The 23,910-nt window shown below is 48.4% G+C and carries 30 protein-coding genes; 28 read left to right on the top strand and 2 right to left on the bottom strand.

Annotated features, from left to right (window positions below):
- Window positions 1-8 precede the first annotated feature (8 nt).
- From NST23_RS21200 to NST23_RS21190, 3 genes are read left to right on the top strand one after another with little or no spacing between them, the layout of a single operon-like run.
- Window positions 9-524 carry a hypothetical protein gene (locus tag NST23_RS21200; protein ID WP_281869444.1) on the top strand — a complete coding sequence of 172 codons (516 nt, stop codon included), beginning with the start codon at window positions 9-11 and terminating at the stop codon, window positions 522-524.
- Window positions 521-1,153 (top strand): hypothetical protein, encoded by a 633-nt coding sequence (locus tag NST23_RS21195; RefSeq protein WP_309539163.1) that lies wholly within the window; start codon window positions 521-523, stop codon window positions 1,151-1,153. Before NST23_RS21200 ends, NST23_RS21195 begins: the two co-directional genes overlap by 4 nt.
- A gap of 35 nt (window positions 1,154-1,188) precedes the next feature.
- Window positions 1,189-1,560: a DUF4280 domain-containing protein gene (locus NST23_RS21190; RefSeq protein ID WP_122965909.1), complete on the top strand. Its 372-nt coding sequence runs from the start codon at window positions 1,189-1,191 to the stop codon at window positions 1,558-1,560.
- On the opposite strand, the gene NST23_RS21185 is transcribed toward NST23_RS21190, so the two are convergent.
- Complete coding sequence (locus tag NST23_RS21185; RefSeq protein WP_340964524.1) at window positions 1,522-1,890, bottom strand: hypothetical protein; 369 nt, start codon at window positions 1,888-1,890, stop codon at window positions 1,522-1,524. The genes NST23_RS21190 and NST23_RS21185 overlap by 39 nt on opposite strands.
- Here NST23_RS21185 and NST23_RS21180 point away from each other — a divergent pair.
- The 22 genes from NST23_RS21180 (at window position 1,879) to NST23_RS21075 (ending at window position 17,819) form a co-directional block, all read left to right on the top strand.
- Complete coding sequence (locus NST23_RS21180) at window positions 1,879-4,710, top strand: late control protein (RefSeq protein WP_340964522.1); 2,832 nt, start codon at window positions 1,879-1,881, stop codon at window positions 4,708-4,710. The two genes, NST23_RS21185 and NST23_RS21180, sit on opposite strands and share 12 nt — an antisense overlap.
- A gap of 19 nt (window positions 4,711-4,729) precedes the next feature.
- Window positions 4,730-5,239: an ankyrin repeat domain-containing protein gene (locus tag NST23_RS21175; protein WP_122966714.1), complete on the top strand. Its 510-nt coding sequence runs from the start codon at window positions 4,730-4,732 to the stop codon at window positions 5,237-5,239.
- Between the two features lie 203 nt (window positions 5,240-5,442).
- The gene (locus NST23_RS21170) at window positions 5,443-5,919 is read left to right on the top strand and encodes a hypothetical protein (protein WP_122966715.1); all 477 of its coding nucleotides are present in this window, start codon (window positions 5,443-5,445) and stop codon (window positions 5,917-5,919) included.
- A gap of 4 nt (window positions 5,920-5,923) precedes the next feature.
- Window positions 5,924-6,535 carry an HK97 family phage prohead protease gene (locus tag NST23_RS21165; RefSeq protein WP_174769232.1) on the top strand — a complete coding sequence of 204 codons (612 nt, stop codon included), beginning with the start codon at window positions 5,924-5,926 and terminating at the stop codon, window positions 6,533-6,535.
- A 312-nt stretch (window positions 6,536-6,847) separates the two neighbouring features.
- The gene (locus NST23_RS21160) at window positions 6,848-7,033 is read left to right on the top strand and encodes a hypothetical protein (RefSeq protein ID WP_019534772.1); all 186 of its coding nucleotides are present in this window, start codon (window positions 6,848-6,850) and stop codon (window positions 7,031-7,033) included.
- A 116-nt stretch (window positions 7,034-7,149) separates the two neighbouring features.
- Window positions 7,150-7,662 carry an HGGxSTG domain-containing protein gene (locus tag NST23_RS21155; RefSeq protein WP_217022369.1) on the top strand — a complete coding sequence of 171 codons (513 nt, stop codon included), beginning with the start codon at window positions 7,150-7,152 and terminating at the stop codon, window positions 7,660-7,662.
- A gap of 188 nt (window positions 7,663-7,850) precedes the next feature.
- Complete coding sequence (locus tag NST23_RS21150) at window positions 7,851-8,660, top strand: recombinase family protein (protein WP_254223357.1); 810 nt, start codon at window positions 7,851-7,853, stop codon at window positions 8,658-8,660.
- Window positions 8,661-8,690: 30 nt separating this feature from the next.
- Window positions 8,691-8,861 (top strand): IDEAL domain-containing protein, encoded by a 171-nt coding sequence (locus tag NST23_RS21145; RefSeq protein ID WP_217022367.1) that lies wholly within the window; start codon window positions 8,691-8,693, stop codon window positions 8,859-8,861.
- Between the two features lie 379 nt (window positions 8,862-9,240).
- Window positions 9,241-10,065, top strand: a complete 825-nt coding sequence (locus NST23_RS21140; protein ID WP_217022366.1) for a replication initiation protein — start codon at window positions 9,241-9,243, stop codon at window positions 10,063-10,065.
- A gap of 343 nt (window positions 10,066-10,408) precedes the next feature.
- Window positions 10,409-11,644 (top strand): IS110 family transposase, encoded by a 1,236-nt coding sequence (locus NST23_RS21135; protein ID WP_340964519.1) that lies wholly within the window; start codon window positions 10,409-10,411, stop codon window positions 11,642-11,644.
- 156 nt (window positions 11,645-11,800) lie between these two features.
- The gene (locus NST23_RS21130) at window positions 11,801-12,280 is read left to right on the top strand and encodes a hypothetical protein (RefSeq protein WP_217022364.1); all 480 of its coding nucleotides are present in this window, start codon (window positions 11,801-11,803) and stop codon (window positions 12,278-12,280) included.
- Between the two features lie 28 nt (window positions 12,281-12,308).
- Complete coding sequence (locus tag NST23_RS21125) at window positions 12,309-12,806, top strand: hypothetical protein (protein WP_217022363.1); 498 nt, start codon at window positions 12,309-12,311, stop codon at window positions 12,804-12,806.
- A 245-nt stretch (window positions 12,807-13,051) separates the two neighbouring features.
- Window positions 13,052-13,528, top strand: coding sequence for a hypothetical protein (locus tag NST23_RS21120; RefSeq protein WP_217022362.1), 477 nt, complete (start codon window positions 13,052-13,054; stop codon window positions 13,526-13,528).
- Window positions 13,521-13,643: a hypothetical protein gene (locus NST23_RS21115; RefSeq protein ID WP_274874194.1), complete on the top strand. Its 123-nt coding sequence runs from the start codon at window positions 13,521-13,523 to the stop codon at window positions 13,641-13,643. The genes NST23_RS21120 and NST23_RS21115 overlap by 8 nt, the downstream gene beginning before the upstream one ends.
- Window positions 13,644-13,647: 4 nt before the next feature.
- Window positions 13,648-13,812, top strand: coding sequence for a hypothetical protein (locus NST23_RS21110; RefSeq protein ID WP_167470393.1), 165 nt, complete (start codon window positions 13,648-13,650; stop codon window positions 13,810-13,812).
- A gap of 124 nt (window positions 13,813-13,936) precedes the next feature.
- Window positions 13,937-14,143, top strand: a complete 207-nt coding sequence (locus NST23_RS21105; RefSeq protein WP_122966719.1) for a hypothetical protein — start codon at window positions 13,937-13,939, stop codon at window positions 14,141-14,143.
- 132 nt (window positions 14,144-14,275) lie between these two features.
- Window positions 14,276-14,785, top strand: coding sequence for an HGGxSTG domain-containing protein (locus NST23_RS21100; protein ID WP_217022361.1), 510 nt, complete (start codon window positions 14,276-14,278; stop codon window positions 14,783-14,785).
- 4 nt (window positions 14,786-14,789) lie between these two features.
- A complete protein-coding gene (locus NST23_RS21095) occupies window positions 14,790-15,287 on the top strand; it encodes a recombinase family protein (protein ID WP_274875374.1) in 498 nt (165 codons plus the stop codon).
- Window positions 15,288-15,337: 50 nt separating this feature from the next.
- Window positions 15,338-15,589 carry a hypothetical protein gene (locus NST23_RS21090; protein WP_254223356.1) on the top strand — a complete coding sequence of 84 codons (252 nt, stop codon included), beginning with the start codon at window positions 15,338-15,340 and terminating at the stop codon, window positions 15,587-15,589.
- Window positions 15,590-15,604: 15 nt separating this feature from the next.
- On the top strand, window positions 15,605-16,087 hold the full coding sequence (locus tag NST23_RS21085) for an ABC transporter substrate-binding protein (protein WP_254223355.1): 483 nt from the start codon (window positions 15,605-15,607) through the stop codon (window positions 16,085-16,087).
- 217 nt (window positions 16,088-16,304) lie between these two features.
- The gene (locus tag NST23_RS21080; protein ID WP_173596779.1) at window positions 16,305-16,889 is read left to right on the top strand and encodes a hypothetical protein; all 585 of its coding nucleotides are present in this window, start codon (window positions 16,305-16,307) and stop codon (window positions 16,887-16,889) included.
- A 27-nt stretch (window positions 16,890-16,916) separates the two neighbouring features.
- Entirely contained in the window at window positions 16,917-17,819 is a 903-nt protein-coding gene (locus NST23_RS21075) for a nucleotidyl transferase AbiEii/AbiGii toxin family protein (RefSeq protein ID WP_173596780.1), read from the top strand.
- Window positions 17,820-17,888: 69 nt separating this feature from the next.
- Here the strand turns inward: NST23_RS21075 and NST23_RS21070 are convergent, their stop codons facing one another.
- Complete coding sequence (locus tag NST23_RS21070) at window positions 17,889-18,491, bottom strand: MptD family putative ECF transporter S component (protein WP_063227909.1); 603 nt, start codon at window positions 18,489-18,491, stop codon at window positions 17,889-17,891.
- A 522-nt stretch (window positions 18,492-19,013) separates the two neighbouring features.
- Here NST23_RS21070 and NST23_RS21065 point away from each other — a divergent pair.
- From NST23_RS21065 to NST23_RS21055, 3 genes are all read left to right on the top strand, one after another.
- Complete coding sequence (locus NST23_RS21065; protein WP_173596781.1) at window positions 19,014-19,802, top strand: thioesterase II family protein; 789 nt, start codon at window positions 19,014-19,016, stop codon at window positions 19,800-19,802.
- Complete coding sequence (locus NST23_RS21060; RefSeq protein ID WP_122963805.1) at window positions 19,799-20,578, top strand: 4'-phosphopantetheinyl transferase family protein; 780 nt, start codon at window positions 19,799-19,801, stop codon at window positions 20,576-20,578. The genes NST23_RS21065 and NST23_RS21060 overlap by 4 nt, the downstream gene beginning before the upstream one ends.
- A gap of 322 nt (window positions 20,579-20,900) precedes the next feature.
- Window positions 20,901-23,897: a salicylate synthase gene (locus tag NST23_RS21055; RefSeq protein WP_173596782.1), complete on the top strand. Its 2,997-nt coding sequence runs from the start codon at window positions 20,901-20,903 to the stop codon at window positions 23,895-23,897.
- The last annotated feature ends 13 nt before the right edge of the window (window positions 23,898-23,910 follow it).

The following is a 23,910-nucleotide window of genomic DNA, read 5'->3' as shown; positions in this document are numbered from 1 at the left end:
TGATCACGGTGCGGGATTACTATTTGCTCACGGAGGACAGGCGTATCTCGCGGAAGGTGCAGCCCACTGGCTTGCCACTGGAAGAGGGGATCGAGGCGCTTTTGCCCGTGACTGTTTTGGAAGTCCGGTCGGAGGGGAGCCTCACGTATCCGGATTGGTTGGACAGGCCGTTGTACATGCTGTCCGACCGGATGAAATCCATTACCGCCAAGTACAATCTGGGCATTCGTTGGAAACGCGTCGATTTGATCGACCGACAACAAAACGATCGGAATGTGTATTGGATCATGCAGGTTCCCCCGGTGGATGCGCTATCCGTGGGCAGCGAGTTTCACCAGAATGGAGCGTTGAAAAGAATGGTGCTGGACTACGAAAAGGTAAAGCGACACCATTTCTTCTCGGTGCAAGGCATTTTGGAGCCGTACATCGTGGTGAGTCTGGATGCGGCGGAAAGTTTTCTGCGTAGAGGCTTGACTGGTTTCGTATTGCAAAAAGTGGAGATCGAGTCGGGGAGACAGACATGACAGAACATTGGGATGAAAAAATTTTGGATGTGTGGAATGAGCTGCAAATGAAGCGGCAGCTGGAGGAGATGAGTCGGCAGCGACCACAGTTGACCTGGGAAGAATGTCTGGCGGCTGCGGAGCTTGGAAGCATGGAGCATGACGGGCGCACGTTCGCGTTTGAGGAGAAAGTGATCTTCGACGGACAGGTAAGCATGATTTTGCCGCGCACGCTCCAGCTTATGCCGAGAGGACTGGTAGGCAAAAGCAGCACGGCACAGCAGCATGAGCAGCTGGCTTTTCAGGACGAAGCAGGCACGATTTTGCTTGGTCTCAACCATATGACCCATGCGCTTTCGGTGAATGAGAGCGAAATTTTTTTGCGTGAGATGACGGCACAGATCAAAAGCAAGACGCCAGGTTTGCAGATCGTAAAAAACGATGTGTGGGAGCAAGCTGGGCGGTTAATGGCGAGTTACGAATATGTCGTTCCGAAGCCAGACGGTAACTTTTATCAGATCATGTTCGCGACGTCGCTAAACGGGAGAGCTTTTTTTGGCAGCCTGGTGTTTTCGGCGAGTGAAGCGTGGGTGTGGCAGCCGCTTGCGACCGCATTGATCCGGACTCTCAAGATAAGCGAGGGCGTATAAGCTTTTGGTGAATGAGTGGGAAAGGAGAGAGGGATATGCTGGAAAACTTGCTCAGGGCGCTGAGTGCAGGAATATTTGGCGAAGAGTATTCGTATGTCGTACGCGGCGCGACAGCAAAATGCTCGCAAGGAACAGACCCCGGGGTGCTAAACTTGCCTACGTGCCACGGAGTGTACAGTCGCGGAAAGCCTGTCATGAACGTCGCAGATCACGCTTCGGGTGCGAATATTGGCTGCTTCGGATTTTGCAAGCTGACGGGAAGCCAGTGCGTGCCGCAGACGCCGGAAAAGTGGACGGACGGAAAAGAGGATGTGCTGGTGGATAACGAACCCGCTTTGCTGAGCAAATCGCGGCTGGTTTGCACTGCCTCAGGCATCATCACCATTGACAAGGACGGACAAGATTGACGTCAACCTGCGACCTGAAAAAGGGAGGGAAATGACATGCAGGCAACAGATGGCGTCATGGCCTATCACGATTTGCAAGTCGTCTGGCCGTATGGACCGATCCGGCTGGACAGCCTGACATTTTTGCATCAGACGGGCACGCATGCGACTTTGCGTCTGACCGGAATCGTCCCGGAAGACAAAGAAGAGGAAATCATCCATCTGGCCAGCAATCACGACGGCATCGGGCTGTACGGGAAACAGGGCGCGGCGAAAAAGCCGATTTTCATGGGCCGCTTGCAGCATGTGGAGATCAAAGTCGTCCGGGATATTCATTACGTGACGATTCAAGCGATTTCCCATACATACGCGATGGACTTGAGTCCGAAAACACGCTCTTTTCAACAGGTAGACCGCCTGTACCGGGATGTCGTCGAGGAAGCTTTGTCCGTCTATCCGGGCGGAGATTTCATCGACCAAGCTTTTGACGAAAAAAAGCAGGGCAAGTTCATCATGCAGTACGAGGAGACGGACTGGACGTTTGTCAGGCGCATCGCTTCGCATGTGGGAGCCGTCCTCGTCCCGGATGTCAGTGACCACAAGGTGCGTTTCTGGATCGGGATGCCCGAGGGACGCAAACAGATCAAGCTGGAAGCGGCTCCGTACGAGGTCAACCGGGCGATTGCGCCATATATGAAAAAAGCGGCGAACGGCGCATCCTCGCTGTCCGAATACCAGTACACGACGTACACCTTCGCTCACGACGAGTGGCTGCACATCGGCGATGAAGTGCAGCGTGACGGCCGAACGTTTGTCATCACGAAGGTTGTGGGAACGCTGGAGCAGGGACTGTTGAAGTGGACTTACGTGTGCGCTGTGCCTGAATCGGTCAAACAGACGAAGCTGTACAACTCCGCGATTATCGGCGCAGCCATCGACGGCAAAATCATTCAGGTTGGCCGCAACCAGGTCAAAATTCACTTGAATATGGACCAAAAACAAGACGCAAGCAAAGCCCAATGGTTCCCGTACGCCGCAGAAGGCAACCAGATTTTATACCTCATGCCAGAGCTTGGTTCCAAGGTCAAGCTGTACTTCCCTGGTGCCGAAGAGGACGACGGCATGGTCATGAACTCCGTGCGCCACGCCCCGCAAGGCGAAGCCGTCCAGAAGCAAGCGAAAAAAATGCAGGACCCGGGAGTCAAATCGTTCGGCAATCCCCAAGGCAAAGAGTTTACGCTGGGCGACAAAGAGCTGACGATGACGGCGCAGGAGGGCATGTTGTATATCTCCATGAATAAGGATGCGGGCGTCAGTTTCAATAGTGCTTCGCAGGTGCGGATTCAAGGAAAGGGCGCCGTGAGCCTGAGCGGTGCGGCTGTTCATTTGTCCGGCACAGAAGGATTGACGGTCAAAACGGCAGGAGATGCCCTAGAGTTAATCGAAGAAGCAAATGCGAGCAGTGAAAACATTCAGCTGGAAGCGAGTGCCCGGCATTCTTTTCCGCAACTGTTAAGTGCGTTTGAGCAAGATGTAGCGGCCAACGGGATTCTTGCGGTCATGGCGAAACGCATCTTGGATAACCAGATCGCAGAGGTGGAAGGGAAGTTTGCGGCCTTTGGGGATACGTTGGCTGGTTTGTGGGGGGCGGCGGTAGACGCGGGCGACCTGGTTGTGACAGGTGTTTTGGGAGGCGATGACGCCCAAAGCTTGTATGAGTTTGTGAGCGGCTCCGAAGTCGGTTCGCTGACCGAGAGGAACAATCTGGCCAAAGGAGCAGTGGAAGTCGCCACGAACACAGCCGAATATGTAGAGAACGTGGCTTCGGGCAAAAAATCATGGCAGGACGTAGCCCAAGATGCAGGCGAAGCAGCCGTCTCGATCGGGACAGGATTATACAACGATTACATCGACCCTTTTGTAAAAGACGAGAAGTACAAACAGGATAATTTGCACGGCGGTCTGTGGACCCGCTCGGTCGAAGAAAGCTACGCAAAAGGGCAAAACGAATTTAAGAAAGACATGGTCGTAGCGGAAGCCGTACTGGCGGTGTATAGCGGTGGAATGGGCACAGCAGCATTAAAAGGCGGCAAATCGGTGGCGAAGTTGGATGTGGACGCGCCGCATTGCAAGCAACCCCATGCAGATATGGATGCGGACGGCGGAAAAGGGAGAGGCGGTCTCTTGCACAGGTCCGGTGTAGATGACCTGCTGGAAGGCACGCCACTTAAGGACGGGAAACTCAAGACGAAGGCCAAGCTATTTGATGATGTGTTGAAGGATTTTGATTTGCTAACGGAAAAGTATCAGCATAACATGCTGAAACAAATCTTCGAGAAGATCCGAATTAAAGAGGAGGTAATGGTCGATCCGGTTTTTGGGCAAAGCTTTTCGGTTTGGAACATTTCTTTCTTTAAAGACAAAAAAGATGGACATGGGCTGCAGCATATTGAGACGTCAAAGGGCCATGTCAGTGAGGCTCCTCGTAATAAGGACATTCCACATGAAATAACGCCGCCAAAAGGAGGAAAGGCAAGCGGAGATTCCGGGCATTCTCATCATGATGAGCCAGTTACTGATAAGAAGGGGAATGATGCTAATAAAAATCAGCCTCATGAGAAGGAGAAGGCAGGGGCTGAGGAGACGGGTAATCTTGTAAACGAGTATCTAGATGATATTGTTGATGCGTCAGGCAATATCAGTCATACTAAGATGAATAACCTTAAGAATGCTATTCAAAATAATAAATTCACCCCAGAAGAGCTTTCTCAAATTAGCAAGAAGATGAGTGATTTAGGTATTGCTTCGGAGTATTATGAAGTATTACTAAAAATTGATTTTGGTAAGTATCTCAGAGGACTAAAAGGTGATCCTCCTGTTGACATGGTAGATCCACATGCGCACCATACTTTATTCAAAAAGGGCTTAGGTGAAGCTCAACGAAAACTTGTTCAAGAAGGTCAAGATATATTAAGAAAGCATGGTATTGACCCAATAATTGGTGGAGAAAATTTAGTATGGGCACCCAATAGAGTAAGTGGGCAACATGGCATTGAAGCTTTAGAAAACGTTGTAAAACAATTGAAAGCAGTTGATGCTGCAGGTGGGGAATATGATGATTTTGTTGAAATATTGGAAGATCTTGGAAAATTAGCTGCTTCAAGAAGATGAATTTTATGGGGGAACTAGAATGGATAACAATCAAATTGCAAAAGAAATTAGGGGTGCTATAAAAAGTAATCAACTGGATATTTTAAGAGTTTTGCTTGAAAAAAATCCAGAAATGCTTGAATGGATGACGCCCTTTGGTACATGGTTACATGTAGCATCAGCCCATGGGCACTTAGAAATAATAGAATACCTTATTAATGCTGGGATAGATATTAATGCACAGGGTGGAACGTTTTCTACAAATGCCCTTGAAAGAGCAAGTGCAAAAGGACATTTAGATATTGCAGAATATCTTATCAACCACAATATTGAGATTGATACCAGTGAACCAGAAAGAAATCCTCTGTTTGCAGCAATATATGGTGGTCAATTTGAGATTGTTAAATTGTTAGTTGAGAGTAATATAGATATATCTATAAAATACTCTGGTGACAACATGAAAGATATGGATGCTTATGCTTTTGCTATTGAGAGAGGAGAAACGGTGATTGCTGAATATTTAAAGCAAAAACTGGATGAAAAAGAGTAAAAAAAGACAGTATAAAGGGTCTGGCAAAAGTTTTGTGTAAACTTGGGTTTACAATCCCAACACCAAGATCGTACAATACAATCAACAAACCAAACACTAAACAACTCAAACACTTGACAAACTTTCAAAAGCTCTTTCCAACTTGTTTTATGAGTAGGAATGAGCTTTTTTTGCATGCCCAAAATCAAAGGAGGACGAAACGAATGGCAAAACGTGAACAGGTAGTAGAGGAAGTCGTAGAGGAGACGGTACGCTCAATCACTCAGGCACAAGCGGACTATGAACAGCTTATGGATGAGATTCGAGGTTCTTGGCAACGGGCAAGGGACTTGCGGGAGAAGGCGGCAGAGTTGGAACTGTCGGGGCGCACAGATGCACAGGTAGGAGCCGAGATCCGGCAGTTATTAGATCAAGCTAAACGGTTTGAATTGTTAGGGGATCAGAAAGACCGTCATGAAAAGCAAGAAGCAATTCGTTACATTGAAGATTTACAGCGTGAAGCATCTGCATTGAGGGGAACTGTACAGCACAACCAAAGCGTGTTAGCTCGTCAGCGTAAGGTACTGGAGGAAGCAAAGGAAGAAGCGGTGGCAATGGTTCAGCGAGCAGAAAAACGAGTACAGGAAACAGAACGGCTTCTAGCTTACGAGATGGCAAAGCTTGCGGAATTGGAGGGCTAATCAGATGAAACATTCAATTCGTGTACAGGTCAAACAGTTAAAGAGTCCAACAGAAAATAGAGTTCTTAGGTTTATAGGCTCAACCGAAACAGAGGACAGAGATCGGGACGTTATTCGTGCTACTGGCTGGCAACTTGAAAATTACAAGAAAAACCCTGTGTTCCTCTGGGCGCATGACTATACGGTTCCCCCGATTGGACGAGCGCTAGATGTGCGAGTAGAGAATAAACAACTGGTATTCGACATTGAATTTCCGGTGAAAGGGCTGTACCCCTTAGCGGATACCGTCTATGAACTATATAAAGGCGGTTTCATGAAAGCGACTTCGGTTGGATTCCTAGGCAAGGAGTTTGAACCACGACAAAGCGGCGGCACCCTGTACAAGAAGCAAGAGCTGCTAGAACTATCTGCTGTTCCGGTACCGGCAAATCCAGAAGCTCTACAACTCGCCAAGATTAAAGGACTTGTTACGAGTGCAACAGAGAAGTTCTTTGGTGACGACGAAATCGTGGATGACGAAATTGAAATCGAAGGAATCGGCTCTACAGAAGAGTTGGTAGCTACCATTCAAGACGCAGTACAGGAAACGCTCAACAGAGCTACAGGAAAAGTGTAACCCAAGGAGGGATGAACGTTATGGTGAAATTAAGCTCGGAAGCATTGGAAGCACATCGGGAATATAGAAGACAGTATGAACGTGAGTATCGGCGCAGATGGCGGCAAAAACCTGAAAACAAAGAGAAGCAAAAAGAGTACGAGCGACGATATTGGGAACGTAAGGCAAAGGAGCTAACGCAAGAATACGTGCAAACCAACGAGACGGGGGCAAGTATACGTTGCGGGAGGCTCATACCGTAATTTACTTGCTCCTGAAACAGAAAATACGAGACAAACCAATTTTGACGGTTACAGGAGGGGCATAACAAAGATGAACGAAATGACAGAGTATGAAAAGTTCCTATGGGAAGAACTAAGTGCGGCAAACGATATGTTGTTACGAAACGCTTACCTACTAGACGACTATATAGACTACATCAATGCAGCAGGACTACGTGAAGAGTTTGAAGCATTCAGGGAAGTAAAGGCACAGCAAGAAGCAAATGCGAGTAACTGAAATGCGATTAGTTGAAAAGTAACTGATAAACTTTGATGGATTGAGCGGCTGGGGGGTGTAGACCTCCCCACGGTCGGGGAAACGAACCCCATGAATTGAGGTTAGGCGGTGAAAGGATGGAAAAAAAGCTGTGCGGAGCAAATACGAGAACCGGCGGACTATGTAAAAAAGCCGCTTTAGTAAACGGACGTTGTAGGTTTCATGGGGGAAAATCCACTGGACCGAAAGACCCCAGTAAGCTAAAGGGTAATAAAAACGCATTAAAGCATGGACTGTATGAAACGATCTGGGAGGATACATTGACGGACGAGGAACGGGAACTGTTAGCCCATGTATCAACTGACCCGAAGGCACAAGTTGAAAGTGAGTTAAAGTTATCGGAAGTACGCATTCTTCGTATGATGCGGCGCATTAAACAAGAAGAGCAGAAGAAAAAGCCGAATCATGCCCTAATACGAGCCATTGAAGAAGGAATAACGAGAATTGGAATGAACAAGGTAAGCCTTGTAAGGGAAAGTAGCAGGCTGTTAGAAATAAACAAAAGTAAAAATGATGGGTCATTAGATCGGCTGAATGAAATACTTGAGCGTGCAAGGAAAGATCATGCAAGGAAGGAATACGAACGCTAACAGAGGGGGGACAAACAGGTGATGAAGCTTGTTCGTTCCCTTTTTTGTGATTGAAGCGGTAGGATGGCAAAATTCAAAATAAATTTGTTTTACCACGATCACGGTAAAAGAACGGCAGGAAGGATAAAAGGAATTGTAAATGCCTTCCGTAAGGTCGTATGGTGTTACAAAAAACAGGAGGCATTTACATGAAGGAAACGAAGGTCAAGAAATGGGTAGGCTATGTGCGTATCTCCTCGGACAGTCAGATGGAGAACACATCCATTAGTGAACAGGTAAGGCAGATTGAAGCGTTTTGCGTGAGTCAGGGCTGGCAACTGGCAGCGATCTTCAAGGACGAAGGAGTTAGCGGCAGCACAATAGAACGAGATGGTTATCAAGATATGCTGTATTACATTCAGCAGCCCGAACATGAGGTTGGCGGGATTGTCGTGACGAAATCAGACCGTATCCACCGTCAATTGAATCATCTGCTGGACTTGATCGAAGAAGAACTGGAGCCAAACGGCATGGCGTTCATTAGTGTGACGGAGCGAATGGATACCTCAACTCCGCAAGGGAAAATATTTTTACAAATGCTCGGCGGTTTTGCTGAGTTTGAACGTGCCACGATCAATGAACGCACGAAAAACGGACGAATTGCCACGGCTAGAAAGAATCAATACGCTGGTGGAGGTGTTCCGTATGGGTATAGACTGCTGAACGGAAACATGGTGCTGGATGAGCAGCAAGCAAGTATCGTAAAGCACATCTTTCAAGAATATGTAGAGGGAACGAACCCCTACCGCATTGCCAAGCTGCTGAACAAAGCTGGCATTTTGACGAAGACAGGGAAGGCATGGACGGTTGTGCAAGTGACGAACATCCTTAGAAATGAGACATACACAGGTTTCAATACCTACAACGGGCAAAAGGAACAGAACGGCATTAGGCAGAAAGATGTGTTCCCTCGTATCATTAGCCGCCAGTTGTGGAACAAGGCAAGGCAGGTCAGCTAATTATTACGTAGACATTGGGAGGCTGGACAAATGAGCGAATTCAAAGAGCGAATGATGATGTGTTCAGAAGACTACGACGAAATGATTGACATGGCTTTAGCTATGAAGGACAAGGAATGGTTTAAGGAACTGGTTAACAAGCAAAAGCAGTTACGTGAACTGGAGATTGAAATGCGTCGTGAGTTAGGCGTACTCGACTAGGATACGAGCATACTCCACAGCAGACCCACGAGAACAGGGCGAGACGACGTTCTCATGTAGGATTACCACAAATGACACCGATGAGGGGAGATACAAACGAGAGCGAACCATCTCATAGGATTAAACGTTTGTTGACTCCAAACAAAGCATGTGTCATAATCCCTCATACAGTATTCGATTGTGGTTCAGGGGATACTGCTAACTTGGTAAACTTCAACTCTTAGAGCACTTGATTGTCTGTAATGGGCGACAAGTGCTTTTTTGTGTTTAATGGGCTAAAACGGACAGCGCCCGATAATTACTTAATTAGTCGAGTAAGTGTTACATTTTACAATCGCATGGAGCAAAAAAGTGTATGAGAACGGGAGTGTAGCGTGTGATGAATGCAAGTGTATCCATAGACAAATTTGTCATGGAATATAAGGATGTGCCGCTTGGGGCTTATTACAGATTGATGAGAGACGCGGCTATGAACGGGTTTCAAACGAAGCCAACGATCTATTGGGGCGACTACTGCTACGAGTTGCATATACGGAAAGGGAAGGAAGCCTACTTACATGTATTTTACAAGAACTTTAGGGAAACAGATGGGCACTTGCATACCTTGCGGCTAGAGACTCGCCCCGAACATTACTTACATTTTCATGAGTTGCTAGAACCGATACGCAAGGTGGCAAGCAGGATAACTTTCGTTGGCTGTGATGTGGCGTATGATGTGAGGACTTCATTGGAAAATGTCATCGTCATCCCTACCGATATGCGGCGAGAGATGACTCATGAGGGAACAACGAGGTATTTCGGACTGCCCCATCAGCGCAAGACAAACGGATACTGCCGCATTTACGATAAGAGGCTGGAGCTATGGGAGAATCAGAAGATCAGGCTTGACCACGAGTTGAGCCGCATTGAGATTGTATATAAACCAGACCAAAAATTATTGCTGTCGGATGTGGGCAGGTATCCTCCAGAGCAGAACGAGAAGTATTTTGCGGCGGTGGTAACGGATTGGGATATACTCCCTAGAAAAAGGGCGGATCAGATTCGTAACATGAGGGACGGAGCAGAGATGTATACGCAACGGATACGAAAAGGGGTAAAAGAAACCCTTGCAAGCCCGTATCACGTTGATTTCAACAGGCTCGCAAGGGAACAATGGGTATCGCTAGTTGAAGTACCTTGTACGGCATTGCTGGGGGCAGCATAAACCGCAGATTCAACAGCGATTGGTGTAACGATTTCGTATATACAGTATACGACCTTCCCACAGAGGGAAACGACAGGAAACATACGGGTTGTGCAGATTTTGGAAATTATCATATACTACGCATCACTGTTTACCCGTTGTGTAAAGGATTGTCGAAAAATATTTTTGCAAGGTACTTAAAAACCATTGAAGTTTCAATATATGTAGGTATAGAGACGTTGAACAATTAGAAAATGGACTGGCTGGCGTCCCGTTGCGGGTCACTTGTTGACTAACGCTTGAGCTGAGGTTGCCGACATTTTTTACCTTTTAACGTACTTCATAGACAGAGGTGATGCCTTGCATGCACTACAAACAGAAGCATATTTACATTGGAGTTGACCTGCACAAGAAAACACATACGGCGGTGGTGATCAACTGTTGGGACGAGAAACTGGGGGAAATTACGGTTGAGAACAAGCCCGCCGCTTTTGATGAACTGATCACGTATGTCAAGCAATTCAAGAATCGAGGCATGACCCCTGTGTATGGACTGGAAGATGTAGGCGGGTATGGTCGTTCGTTAGCGGTGTACCTGTTAGAGAATAAACAGCAGGTGAAGGAGGTCAATTCTGCTCTGTCGTATGCCGAGCGTCAAAGTTACCCGACCACACAAAAAAGCGATAGCTGGGATGCGGAGTGTGTAGCAAGAATCCTGTTAAACAAGTTGGACATCTTGCCCGAGGCAAACCCGCAAGACGTATACTGGACGATTGGTCAACTGGTGACGAGAAGGAATGGCTTGGTAAAGGGATTGATCTCCCTTAAAAACCAATTGCACACGCAACTCAGTTACCATTACCCCAGTTACAAAAAGTTCTTTAGCGACATCGACGGCAAATGTGCGTTGGCATTTTGGGAGAAGTACCCTGCCCCGCACTTACTAAACGGTGCTTCGGTAGAAGAATTTGCGGAGTTTTTACGGAAATCAAGTAACAATGCGTGTTTGACAAGGAAGGCAGAAGAAATACTGGCACTCGTGCAAGCAGATGGTGATACAACGAGAAGCTATCAGGAACAACGAGACTTTTTAATTCAGAGTCATGTGCGGGATATACAGTTCAATAAAAAGGAAATAGAATTTGTAGAAGGCGAACTACAAGGTATGATGAAACGGCTGGACTACCAACTGGAAACGATGGCAGGAATTGATTTGGTAACGGCATCTGCTTTAGTAGCTGAAATTGGCGACATAATTCGTTTCCCTAGCGCAGACAAACTGGCACGTTTTGCAGGGGTAGCACCTGTCAATTTCAGTTCCGGCGGCAAAGGTACGAATCAAAAAAGCAGACAAGGTAATCGGATACTGCATGGTTTGTTTTACAACCTAGCTGTCCAGCAAGTGCAAGTTTCAAAAGGGAGCAAAAAGCCACGCAATCCGCTCTTTTACGAATACTTCAACCGCAAGAAAGAAGAAGGCAAAACACCAACGCAAGCCTTGGTATGTGTCATGCGGCGGTTAGTCAACATCATCTACGGCATGATGAAGCACAAAACAGCGTTCCGTCTCCCTGAACAAGCAGAAAAACAAGCAAGCTGACAGGTGGTATTGCTAGTACATCTAGCAACCACCGTTCCTTTTTAATAGTTTAGCTTTACAACATAGGGGACGGGTAATGTTCCTGAATCAATACCTACCCTTAAAAAGGTTGATTGGAATGAATACAAGCGTGTAGATGATTATACACCCACATTTATGGATGAATTTCAAGAAAAAGAATATAAAGCTGCATCAAAGGATTATGATGATATTAGAAGTGTTGGTATGACTGATATTGAGCAGGTTGCAAAAAATACTGGTATGACAATAGAAGAAATTAGGGCTATGAAACAACACATGTTTTTTGATACACATAACATCCCTTTAGATAATCAAAGTTATAGAGTTGGCCACTTTACTCCTGATTTAGAAGTTGGGTTTATATGGAAAGAAGCACAAAAAGGTGAGCTGGATCCAAAACAAAAAAAGTGGTTTCAAGAGTTAGCTAAACATGAATTAACTGAAAGTGAAAAAATGAAACAAGGCTACCCATATAAAAATCCTGGTTCGTATCAAAAAGATACTGATGATTTTGGTTCAGATCCTCCTGGTGCACATGATGTAGCTTCTGATCAACCTTCATTTGAACTTCCTGGTGCATATGACTATTATTCGAAAAAAGTTTTTGGGCAATAAAAATAGAGAAGATGGAGCGAAATAATTGATGGAAAATTTTAATCAGGCAATTAAGCGTATTTCCGCAATAGATTGGAGTTGTATTGGAAACAAGCAAGCAAGATCACATGTTCATTTGAGTAAAGAATACTTAAGAAGAGCATCAATATTTTTTCAATATTATCCTGGGCCTTGTAGGTATCCTTTTATTATCATTTCAAATTCGATAACTAAGTCACAATTGAGTGTTGATGAATTACAAATACTAAAGGAGATTGACAATAGTTATGTTAGAGAAATTGCTACCAGTTATTTAGAGTTAAACGCACTCATTGATGAAGGAAATCAAATTGCTATTGATAATAAAGATTTGTTTGAGCCAGCAATAAAGCTATATGAAAGAGGTGGCCATTTCTTTATAAGGGCAGGTTATTTGAATGTAGCTGGTGCTACTGATTTTCTTTCGCTTGCAAATCGAGTTGAAAGGGAACCACTAGATATTAGTGATGAAACCTTGGATGCGCTAGATAATGGTTGTGCCGAGTAAGTTATTGTTACTTTTTTTCAATATTGAGTGGGCTGCTTAGTGGCGATTTAAACCAACATTCGGGTCTGTCAAAAGTTTTGTGTAAATCCGTTTACAACTCCAACAACAAGATCGTACAATACAACCAACAAACCAAACACTAAATAATTCAAACACTTGATAAACTTTCAAAGCTCTTTCCAACTTGTTTTATGAGTAGGAATGAGCTTTTTTTGCATGTTCAAAATCAAAGGAGGAAAAGGAAAATGGCGAAACAAGCACAAAAAGTAGTGGAAACATTGGGTTTGATTGCTCAGGTCCAAGCAGAGTATCAGGCAATCGTAGAGGAAGTGAGAGGTTACTGCCAGAAAGCACGGGAGTTACGGCAACAGGTGGACGAGTTAAAACGTTCTGGCAGTACCGACCCAAATGTAGCAACAGAAGTAAGGAAGCTACTCGAACAGGCTGATTACTATAACCATCTAGCAGATCAGAAGGACGGACACCCAAGACTGGAAATCCTGCGTCGTATAGATAGCTTGGTACGAGAAGCATCTGGATTGCGGGAGACTGTCCAGCACAATGAAAATGTATTAGCTCGTCAACAAATGGAACTGGAAGAGACAGAACGAGAAGCTGTGCTAATGGTAAAACGAGCAAAGGAACAAATACAGGAAACGGAACAGCTATTGGAGTCACAACGAGCAAAGCTGACAGAATTGGAGGGGAACAGAGTTGAGTAGGAAGTTGATAAAAGAATTTGAACCACTAGAAGAGATTATTGATTCGGCAAAAGAAGAAGGATTTATGGAGATTGTAGATGATGAGGATATTATTGAATTGGTGATGGAGGACTAGACGAATGGCGCAACTAAGCCCCGAAGCATTGGAAGTACGTCGGGAATACAGAAGACAATACGAACGTGAGTATTGGCGCAAATGGAGACAGAAGCCGGAGAATCGTCTGAAAGTGAAAGAGTACGAGCGCAGATACTGGGAGCGCAAGGCAAAGCGATCTAAGAAATAACACATGCAGCCGGACTCTCTTAGGCAGCACACCTATTCAAACGTACAACCAAGGACATTTTACCGCAGCAGGCACGAAACCACGAGAGCAACCAAATACGAAAGTCACAGGAGGAAATAGCACAATGACGAAACATGAAGAATTCTTATGGGAACTGTTACTTCACGAGATCGAAACGAAGGCAGAACTAACACGTATGTACTTTGACTGCTTTACGTTTATTGCTAAAACGGAACAGCTTGAGGAGTTTCAGTTGCATAAGAAACAGAGGGAAGATAGTAGGAGGAAAGTATTAGTAGAATCCTGCTTTACGGATGAACAAGAATATTGAACATGTAATGAAACACGGTTAGAGAATATCCTTACGTAGCAGAAAACAGATGGATAAACAGCTTGAAGGCAAGAAGTCCTCCCCCCGGTCGGGGAAACGATACCCCATGAAATGAGGTTAGGGGATATAAAAATGGAACAGAAACAATGCGGAGCAAAGACGAAAAGCAGTGAAGCTTGTAAAAAAACGGCTCTAAAGAATGGACGTTGCAGGTTGCATGGTGGAAAATCCACAGGTCCGAAGGACAGGGCGAAGCATAGTGAGCGTTTAAAAGGCAACAAAAATGCCTTGAAGCATGGACTGTATGAAACGATCTGGCTAGATACGCTAACGGAGGAAGAGCAAGAGTTGTACTATCAGGTTCCAACCGACCCGAATGTACAGGTGGATAGCGAGTATCGGCTTTCAGCGTTACGGATACGGCGTATGCTAATGCGTATTCAGCAGGAGGAACAGAAGGACAAGCCTGACCCTGCTGAAATTAGAGAGATGGAAGATGCGATCATTAAAGTTCAGATGAATGTTGCGGCGCTGATTCGGGAGAACGACAAGCTCAGGGATATGCAGAAGCAGAAAAGCGACGGCTCGTTAGAGCAGTTGGTCGAAATATTGCAACAAGCTAGAAGCAAGTTTCAAGGATGAAGGTATTAGCGGGAATACGAAGGAACGGTCAGGCTATCAGAGAATGCTACGATACATTCAAGGGTCGGAGAATGAATTTAGCGGCATTGCCGTCACCAAGGCAGACCGTATCCGCAGACGTCTGAACCATCTGCTGGATTTGATCGAGGAAGAACTGGAGCCAAACGGAATGGCTTTCATTAGCGTCACTGAACGTATGGACACTTCTACTCCACAAGGTATGATCTTTTTGCAGATGATTGGCGGCTTTGCCGAGTTTGAACGGAAGATTATTAACGAGCGCACGAAAAGCGGACGGATTGCTACCACCAGAAAGAATCAATACGCTGGCGGCGGTGTCCCTTACGGCTACAGATTACTGAATGGAAAAGTGGTTCAGGATGAGCAACAAGCCAGCACCGTAAAGTACATCTTTCGAGAATATGTGGAGGGAACGAACCCTTACCGCATCGCCAAGCTGTTAAAGTGTGTTACATTCATGAGCATTATGCGGCAGCCATGATTGCCCAATGCCCTGGCGTGCAGCGAAGGGCATTGGTCTAGGTGTAGTATATGGGTCACTTGTTGAAGCTCGGGATTGTGCCGGTAGGGGTCAGAAGCTATATGCTGAACGAGGCGTGGATCAGCAAATCCAATATCTCTCAAGACGTTTTGCAAAACATTGAAGATTTGGGCGAATTTCCGATGAACCTAGAGAAGTTGACTAATTTGGAGCCGGATCTCATCATTGGCTCGATTGATGAAAATATTGAGCAGTACCAAAAGGTTGGAACGAGGGTGCTTTCCACGTACTGGGAGGGCTGAAGACAGGCAGGGCCTTTGGAGAAATTCCGCAAGGTCAGCGCGATTTTCGGCAAGGAGCAGGAGGCCAAGCAGTGGATCAAGGAGTATGAAGCAAAGGTCGAGCAAGCGAAAGCGAAAATAGCGGGAATCGTCAAGGAAAGCGAGACGGTGCCAATCGTGCAGAGCGGATACAATGGGCTGTACGTCATGGCGGCTGAAGGTGGCAACTGCGGAAGCTCGGCGATTTATGAGATGCTCGCTCTGCCGCCAACAAAGCAGGTGAAGGAGATCAAAGAAGGTTTCCTGACGATCTCGCTGGAGTTATTGCCGGAATATGCGGGCGATCATATTTTTATCTATGGAGCATTGAGCATGGAGCAACAGACAAAGGAACCGAGGCCATTTTGGAAAGTGAGATGTGAAAGCGTCTCCCGGCCATCCAAAAAGGCCAAATTTACACGTATGGCCCATCCGGCGAGAAAAACGACGAGTTCATCATGGCAGCCCCGTATTCGCTAGAGCTCCAACTTGACAAAAATCGTGAGCGTTAATGACAAAAGCGAAAAAACAACCAATAAAAACCGCCAACCCACCAAGGAACTGGCGGTTTTTTGCGCCCGACTCTCGTAAACTCCTAAAATCTGGAGACAAATTTGCCGTTAACAAGGAGAGAGAAGCAACTTTTTCCAAGTGGAAAAAACAAAGGCAAAAATCAGCAAACAGAGGAAGTGACTCCATGGAGTTCGAATTTCACGTCACACTTGACGACGTCGCTATAGAAGACAAAGCAGCGTTTATCGGCATCTGCCAAGAGCAGCAAGTAAAACCGCTGATGATTGTCCTCGACAAAGGGAATTACATCCACCAGCCGATGATGACGGGGGTGATCCAGCGCCCGGACTTTCAGGCAGCCAAGCGCGAGATGGACAGGATTGCCGCTGTGTTTCAGGAGGGCGGATTTACGGTTGTCCGTAAAAAAGTAGAGATTTCGCCAAAGGAAACGGCCTATTTTCACGCGCCGATTACAGAGCGATTCAAGCCGTATTTTGAATGGCATGGAAAAGTGGAGATCGAGGATGTCGACGGACTGAAACAACTGTGCAAGCCATCCGCTGGACATATCTCTCGAAACTCGCTCAATCCGAACGGAAAAGTCAGGTTTGTGACGGTTCGGGAGTACGAGAGCGAAGCGCAGTTTTACGAGCGGGTCAAGCAGATTCATATTGCTTTGCAGGAAAAGCAAATCGCGCTTGTAAAAGAACAATTCGAGTTGTGCATTTACGACAGCAGAGAGGAACTGGACAGCGGCTGGATTTCGTAGGGCGCAGGAAAGGAAGGGGATAGCACTATGAACGGGAATGAAAAGCTGCATCTAAACCTGAGCAGCCTGGATGAGGATACCAGGGAACTTGTCGTGTTGGAAGCGTTGCTAAAAAGAATGGCTTTGGTGAACATGCCGTTTGTCTTGAAGGGCAGCTTGCTGACACGGCAGTATTTGGCGAATCCGGACATGCGGGACGTGGATGACATCGATTTTTTGTACGCGGGGAAAATTCGCGATGCAGAGCATGCGCACGAGACGTTTACAAGCGCATTAATCCGGGCGACAGAGATGGATTTGCAAGATGGCATCGTGTTCAGGAGTTTCCGCGAGAACGCCTTTTGGCGAAGGATCGACTATGCGATGGCGGACGATTTTCCGACTGTGAATACCGATATCGCCTACTATTTTGCGGGAGAAAAGCGCGAAGCCAATCGGTATCACGAGCTGTATCTGGACATTTCCTTTCACCTCGACATGCAGCTTGCGCCTGTCTCACTGGAGTACCGGCCTGTGCTGGGCGACAGCTTCTGCGTACCGTACACGGTGCCGCTGTCGATCCAGGTGGCGTGGAAGCTGCATCAGACGATCGTGCGCCCGCGATTTAAAGACCTCTACGATTTGAACTACTTGCTGGCTCATCCAGCGTACGATGAACAGGCGTTGGCGGAGACGTTGCAGGCTTTAGTGGACGAATGCAGGCTTGAGCCATCGATTACGAAGCACGATATGCAAAAAGTATTGGTGCATGATCTAGCAGATCTGTATCCTTTGCTGATCAATGATTACGAGCTGAGAAAGTATGCAGGAGGCAACAACCAGAAGCTGTTCTACATGGAGTTTGCCCAAGAGCTGCGCAAAACGATGAATCTGGCGGGCATCAACAAAGCTGCTTTTGCAAATTTGCCAAGCCCGAGCATGCCCACATAATATGTCAAAAGAACCTTGAGCGGCGTTGTCCGCCAAGGTTCTTTTTGTCGCTGCTTTCTCGCTCCGTTGTTATACGAGCTTCGCTTTTTTTACGTGCTTTCTCAGCATCAGATGGCCAAAGTAAGCGCCGAGCAGTCCGCCGACCAAAGAGATCGAGCACATGAGCAAGATCATTTTAGGCGTATCGAAATAGTAAAGCATGTTTTCAATAGCCGCCGCCGAGTACGTTTTTTTCAAAATCGCCATGTACGAGTCGCGGAAGAAAATAAGCGGAACGACTCCGCACAAGGAATAGCCGACATAAAAAATTCCGTAAGCGATGGCATTGCGAGCGGAATGGACGGAAACATCTTTTTTCCAGAGGATCAGTTCCCCGATCAGCCCGATGACAGCGAGTGTCAGCATGTAGTTGGCATAGCCGAAACCGACGAAGTACAGACCCGTAATGATCGCGGTGAGAAACAGCGCTCCCGGTTTTCTGATTTTATTGGACATGACCATGTAAAACGGGCCGTTGAGCAAGCCGGTAAGACCGCCGACCAAAAGGGGCGAAATAACCGAGACGGCGGGACAAAAAGTCATGATGATGAGCATGATGACGTTGAAAATAGCCAAGGTAATAAAGTCGCGCATGGTCCATCTATTCGGGACAGCCAGCGTTTGAGCTTGCATGTAGCATCCTTCCTCTTCTTCAAAATGGTGTCCGTCGGCGAGTTGACCAGACGGATGAGACAAGCGAGTTTATTCTCCTCCTTTTCCCAAAATCCCCATCCAACAAAGCATGGTCACAAGGTATGTCGATGTCACGGAAGTATGAAAAAGTACAAGACACTGATAATGATAATTGTTATCATAGTAAAAAGAAAGCTAAAATTTCTATTTTTTGGGACGTTTTTTCTCAAATATCGCCAATAATCTCCTATTTTTGCCTTTTTTCTCGCCCGCAGTTAAAATTTCTAGTTTGTTTGGCATGGAAAGGGATGGGTGTACCTTCCCGATTGTAAAAAAATGACTGTGAACGACCTAAGGCGAGAACGAGAGAGGAAGCAAGCCCTGATCTGGCGAAAAAGCAGCCAAATGGACATTGTATAAATTTGTAAAAGGTGATAATCGTTATCATGCTTGTTACGTAAGCAATGGACGAATGGCGCACGACATAGCTGACCGTCTGTAAAACCGAATGGAGGAATGACTATGGACATGGTGAAACCGGCTGAGAGATGGCTGCTTGCCGAGCCTGATCAACACGACCAAATCCGCCTTTTTTGCTTCCCTTTTGCCGGGGGAGGAGCATCGATTTACAGGGGATGGGCGCAAGAGCTGCCCGCAGGAGTAGGGGTGTACCCGATTCAGCTTCCTGGCCGAGAAAACAGGCTGATGGAATCCGCCATCCGCGAGATGGATACGCTGGTTGCGGCGATTAGCCAAGCGATTCAGCCGTACCTGGATCGGCCGTTTCTTTTTTTCGGGCATAGCTTGGGCACAAAAATTGCGTTCGAGCTGGCGCGCTCCGTCCGCAGAAACTGGCAGCTTGCGCCAAGCCGTTTGATTGTGTCAGGGGCTCGTGCTCCGCATATTCCGGAGCCGAATCCGCTGTACCATTTGCCGCAGGAACTGTTCGTCGAGGAGCTGCGGCGGTTTGCCGGGACACCGGAGGCGATTTTGCGCAGCAAAGAGCTGATGGAGCTGTTCATGCCGCTGTTGCGCGCAGATTTCACGCTGGACGACACGTATTTGTTCAAAGAGGAGCCGCCGCTCGAATGTCCGATCTCTGCTTTTTGCGGCACACATGACCGAGAGGCGAGCGAGGAGGAAATGGCGGCCTGGGCGCAACATACAGCTGGCGACTTTACGATGAGCATCATCGAAGGCGAGCATTTTTTCCTGACGACGAACAGAGAGGAACTGTTGCGGCAGCTCTCCCCGATTTTGGCGGGGCATCTGAAAATGGCAGGGAACGAAGCAGCAAGTGAGCGGAGATGAGGTCAACCGCCGATAACGCTCGCCCGAAAGTGATCGTGGCGGAGTGGCAAATGGATCGTCATGCCGATCGGACAGCTCTGCAACTTGCAGAAGCGGAGCTGCACATTTGGCTGGCGCACGTCCCTGCCTTTCGCGGGAAGGAACATGCGCTGCGCGAGGCGCTGACCCAAGAAGAAGTCGAGCGGATGGAGCGGTTTTATTTTGCGGCGGATCGGGAGCGATTCGCCGTCGCCCATGCCCTCGTGCGTTCCTTGTGCGGGCGCTATGAAGACATGCCTGTCGAGCGCGTCCAGATTGCGGCGGATCATCGCGGGAAGCCCGAACTGCGCACAGAGCGCAGAGCAGGGAAGCTCGCGTTTAACCTGTCCCATTCCGGGGAGCTGGTTGCGGCTGTCTTTGCGAGAGGGCGCAGCGTGGGAATTGACGTGGAATGGATTCGGGACATACCCGAATGGCCGCAGTTGGCGCAGCAATTCCATCCCGTCGAGCAGAAGCTGCTGCATGCGGCTGCCGCCGGGAAGCAGCAGCAAATGTTTTTCGACTGCTGGGCGCGCAAGGAAGCGTTTGTCAAGGCGACGGGGGAGGGCTTGTCACGCCCTCTCGATTCTTTTTGGATTGCAGAGGATGGCGAGCAGGGGATTTTTCGCGTAAATGGAGAGGGAGCAGCTCGGAATACATGGACGATTTTGGATTTCAGCGCGGCAGCAGGATATTCCGCGGCGATTGCTTTTGATCAGGGAGAACAGCAGATACATCCGGTGTTTTTGCGTGTCTAGCCGCTGAGAAAAAACGTGTGGAAACGAGAAACTTCTATTATACATATCAACTTGCTTGGTTTTTGAAAGTCCTTATTTTTATGTAAGTAAATGTAAAATCATCCCCGAGAAATGAAGGAAACGGGAGAAAGTGGAAGAAAATGCGCCGTTTCCTTCCAAAATGTAGAAAAAATAGACTACATAAGGAATTGACAATGAGAATCAGTATCAATATTTTGGTTGGTAGACAAACCAGCATGACCGACAGCGAATTTGGCAATGACCTGCATCATTCGGCTTGGGGTACGGACATACACCCGCGGCTATCTTGGAGGAGGAACGAATGAGAGCAAGCACCGATTGGTTTGAGCAAGCAGCAGAAACGTATGTACAACGCGGGTTTTGGGAGCCGTTGACTCTGGGGGAGCAACTGCGCCGCTGGGCGGAAAAGTATCAGGACAAGGTGGCGTTGGTCGAGGATGAAGCGAGACTGACTTACCAGGAGCTGGATGCGAAGGCAGATGCGCTTGCCTCTGGCCTGTACCGCATGGGCATCCGCAAAGGCGACAAAGTCGCGGTCCAGCTTCCGAACCGGACTGCTTTTGTCCTGACATGCTTTGCCCTGTTTCGCATCGGGGCAGTGCCGATTCTCGTATTGCCTGCCCACAGGGAGGCGGAACTGGACGGGATTTTTTCGCTCGCTAAGCCCGTTGCCTATATTATTCCCACCACGTTTCTGGGCTTTGACTATACAAAGCTGGCGGAACATTTGGTCAAAAAACACGCGTGCGTGCAGTTCGTTTTGACCGATGGAGAAAGCGGCATCGGCACGAATCTGGCGACGATCAGCGGACCGCCGATGTTGTTCGACGGCCCGGCTTATACAGATACGGCATTGCTGCTGTTGTCGGGCGGTACGACGGGCACGCCAAAACTGATTCCGCGCACACACACCGACTACGCCTACAATGCGCGAGCAATGGCTGCTCGCTGCGAGCTGACGGACGAGAGCGTCTATCTTGCTGTTCTGCCGATCGCGCACAATTTTCCGCTGTGTTGCCCTGGCATTCTCGGCGCGTTTTCGGTCGGCGGCAAGGTTGTGTTGTGTCAAACGACCAGCTGCGATGAAGCTTTTCCGCTGATTGAAAAAGAAAAAGTGACGATTACGGCATTGGTGCCTGCGCTTGTCAACGTCTGGCTGGAAGTTCTGGAATGGGATACGGAGAGCGATTTGTCCAGCCTGAAAGTGTTGCAGGTGGGCGGTTCGATGCTCGATGACAAGGTGGCTGGCCGCATCATGCGGGAGTGGACGTGCAAGCTCCAGCAAGTGTTCGGAATGGCGGAAGGCTTGATTTGCGGCACGTCGCTGGGCGATTCCGACGAAGTCATCATGACGACCCAGGGGCGTCCGATTTCCGAAGCAGACGAGGTACGGATCGTCGATGAGAACGGAGACGATGTGGCACCAGGCGAATACGGAGAGCTGATCGTCCGCGGGCCGTACACGATTCGCGGGTACTACCTGGCACCGGAACAAAACCGCGAAAGCTTCACGGAAGACGGATTTTACCGCTCGGGAGACAAAGCGCGGTTCACGCCGGAAGGCAATATCCAGGTAGGCGGACGGATCAAGGAAATGATCAACCGCGCGGGCGAAAAAATCATGCCAGCCGAAGTCGAGTCGTACTTGCGTCTGCACCCGGACATCAGGGATGCCGCTCTGATTACACTGCCTGATTCCACGCTGGGGGAGAGAAGCTGCGCATTTGTCATCACGGACAATCCGGAGTTGACGCTGGCGGATATTCACGCCTTTTTCCAGGAGAAGGGCGTTGCGCGCTACAAAATGCCTGACCAGTTGGAATTTGCTCACAGCTGGCCGCTGACCAGTGTGGGGAAGGTCAATAAAAACAAGCTCAAGGAGATGGCTATGGCGAAACAAGTGGAGGCAACTGCGCCGATCAACACTTATCGGGAAGAAACGTTTGCTTTTGCAGGAGATGTTCATTTGGCGGCGGCAGAAATCGTCGAGCGTGGACTTTTTGAAGATTATGTACTCTACGAAAACGGGGATGAGCTGTCGATCGGAATGGGCATCCACGCTCTGGCTACCGTAGATGCGCAGCAGACGAAAATGGTTTGCGGCGGCGAGACGGCAACCTACGAAAACGCAGAGCTCGGCGAGACGATCGAACGAGCCTTCGCCGCTGTGCCGCTGGCCGACTGGCGCGCATACGGCACCGTGAACTTCGGCATGGCCCGTTACTACAACGGACTGCCGCTTGCTACCGAAGACCCGAATCTGCTCAAGCTGTTCATTCCGCAAGCAGAGGTGCGATTCCACAAGGGCGAGGTGCTTTTGCGGACGCTTGCAAAAGAGCACAGCGAGCAACTGGGGCAGCTTTTGCGTGAAGTGTTCGCGGAGTTGGCTGGCAAAGCACCGCAGAGCAGTCTGGCAGAGCGCGCAGGAAAAGAAAAGCTGGCTGTTCCGCAGGCAGATACGCACGGGGCAGAGACGTACATGCAGGGAGTTGCGGAAGCGGTTCGGGAAATTTCCGAGCGCAAATACCACAAGGTCATTTTGTCCAGAAAAATTCCGGTGTCCGAAGAGCTGGACATGGTTGCGAGCTACGTCGCCGGGCGCAGAGTCAACACTCCGGCACGTTCGTTCCTGGTTCGTCTGGAAGGGATGAATGCGGCGGGCTTCAGTCCGGAAACGGTTGTCGAGGTGGACAGCGAAGGCTGGGTCAGCACTTATCCGCTGGCGGGCACGCGTTCCAAAGGGGGCAGCGAAGCGGAGAGCGACAAGCTGAAAGCAGAGCTGCTCAACGATCCGAAAGAAATTGCCGAGCACGCCGTTTCGGTCAAGCTGGCTTTTGAAGAGATGAGGAGCGTCTGCGACGCTTCGACGATCTTGTTGACTGATTTCATGACCGTGGCGAGCAGAGGAACGGTGCAGCATATCGCTTCCAGGCTGAAAGGAAAACTCATGGAAGGCCGCAATTCTTGGCATGCGTTCCGGGCGCTGTTCCCGGCTGTGACGGCGTCAGGGATTCCGAAACGGGAGTCGATCGAAGCGATCGGCAGACTGGAGAGCGTACCGCGCAATTTGTACAGCGGATGCGTCATGACGTATGACGAGAGCGGAGCGATGGACGCGGCGCTCGTGCTGCGGACGATCTACCAAAAAGACGGCCAAGCGTGGCTACATGCCGGGGCTGGCGTAGTCGAAATGTCGCTGCCTGAGCGCGAACTGGAAGAGACGCGCGAGAAGCTGAGCAGTTTTTCCCGTCAGCTCGTCATGGCGAGCCGCGAGCTGGAGGCAGTGAAGCAACAATAGGGGCACTTTTGAC

This window comes from Brevibacillus sp. FSL K6-0770 (assembly GCF_038000275.1).
Classification (GTDB): domain Bacteria; phylum Bacillota; class Bacilli; order Brevibacillales; family Brevibacillaceae; genus Brevibacillus; species Brevibacillus parabrevis.
Note: the sequence above shows the minus strand (reverse complement) of the source record. Positions and strands in the feature narration are given on the sequence as shown.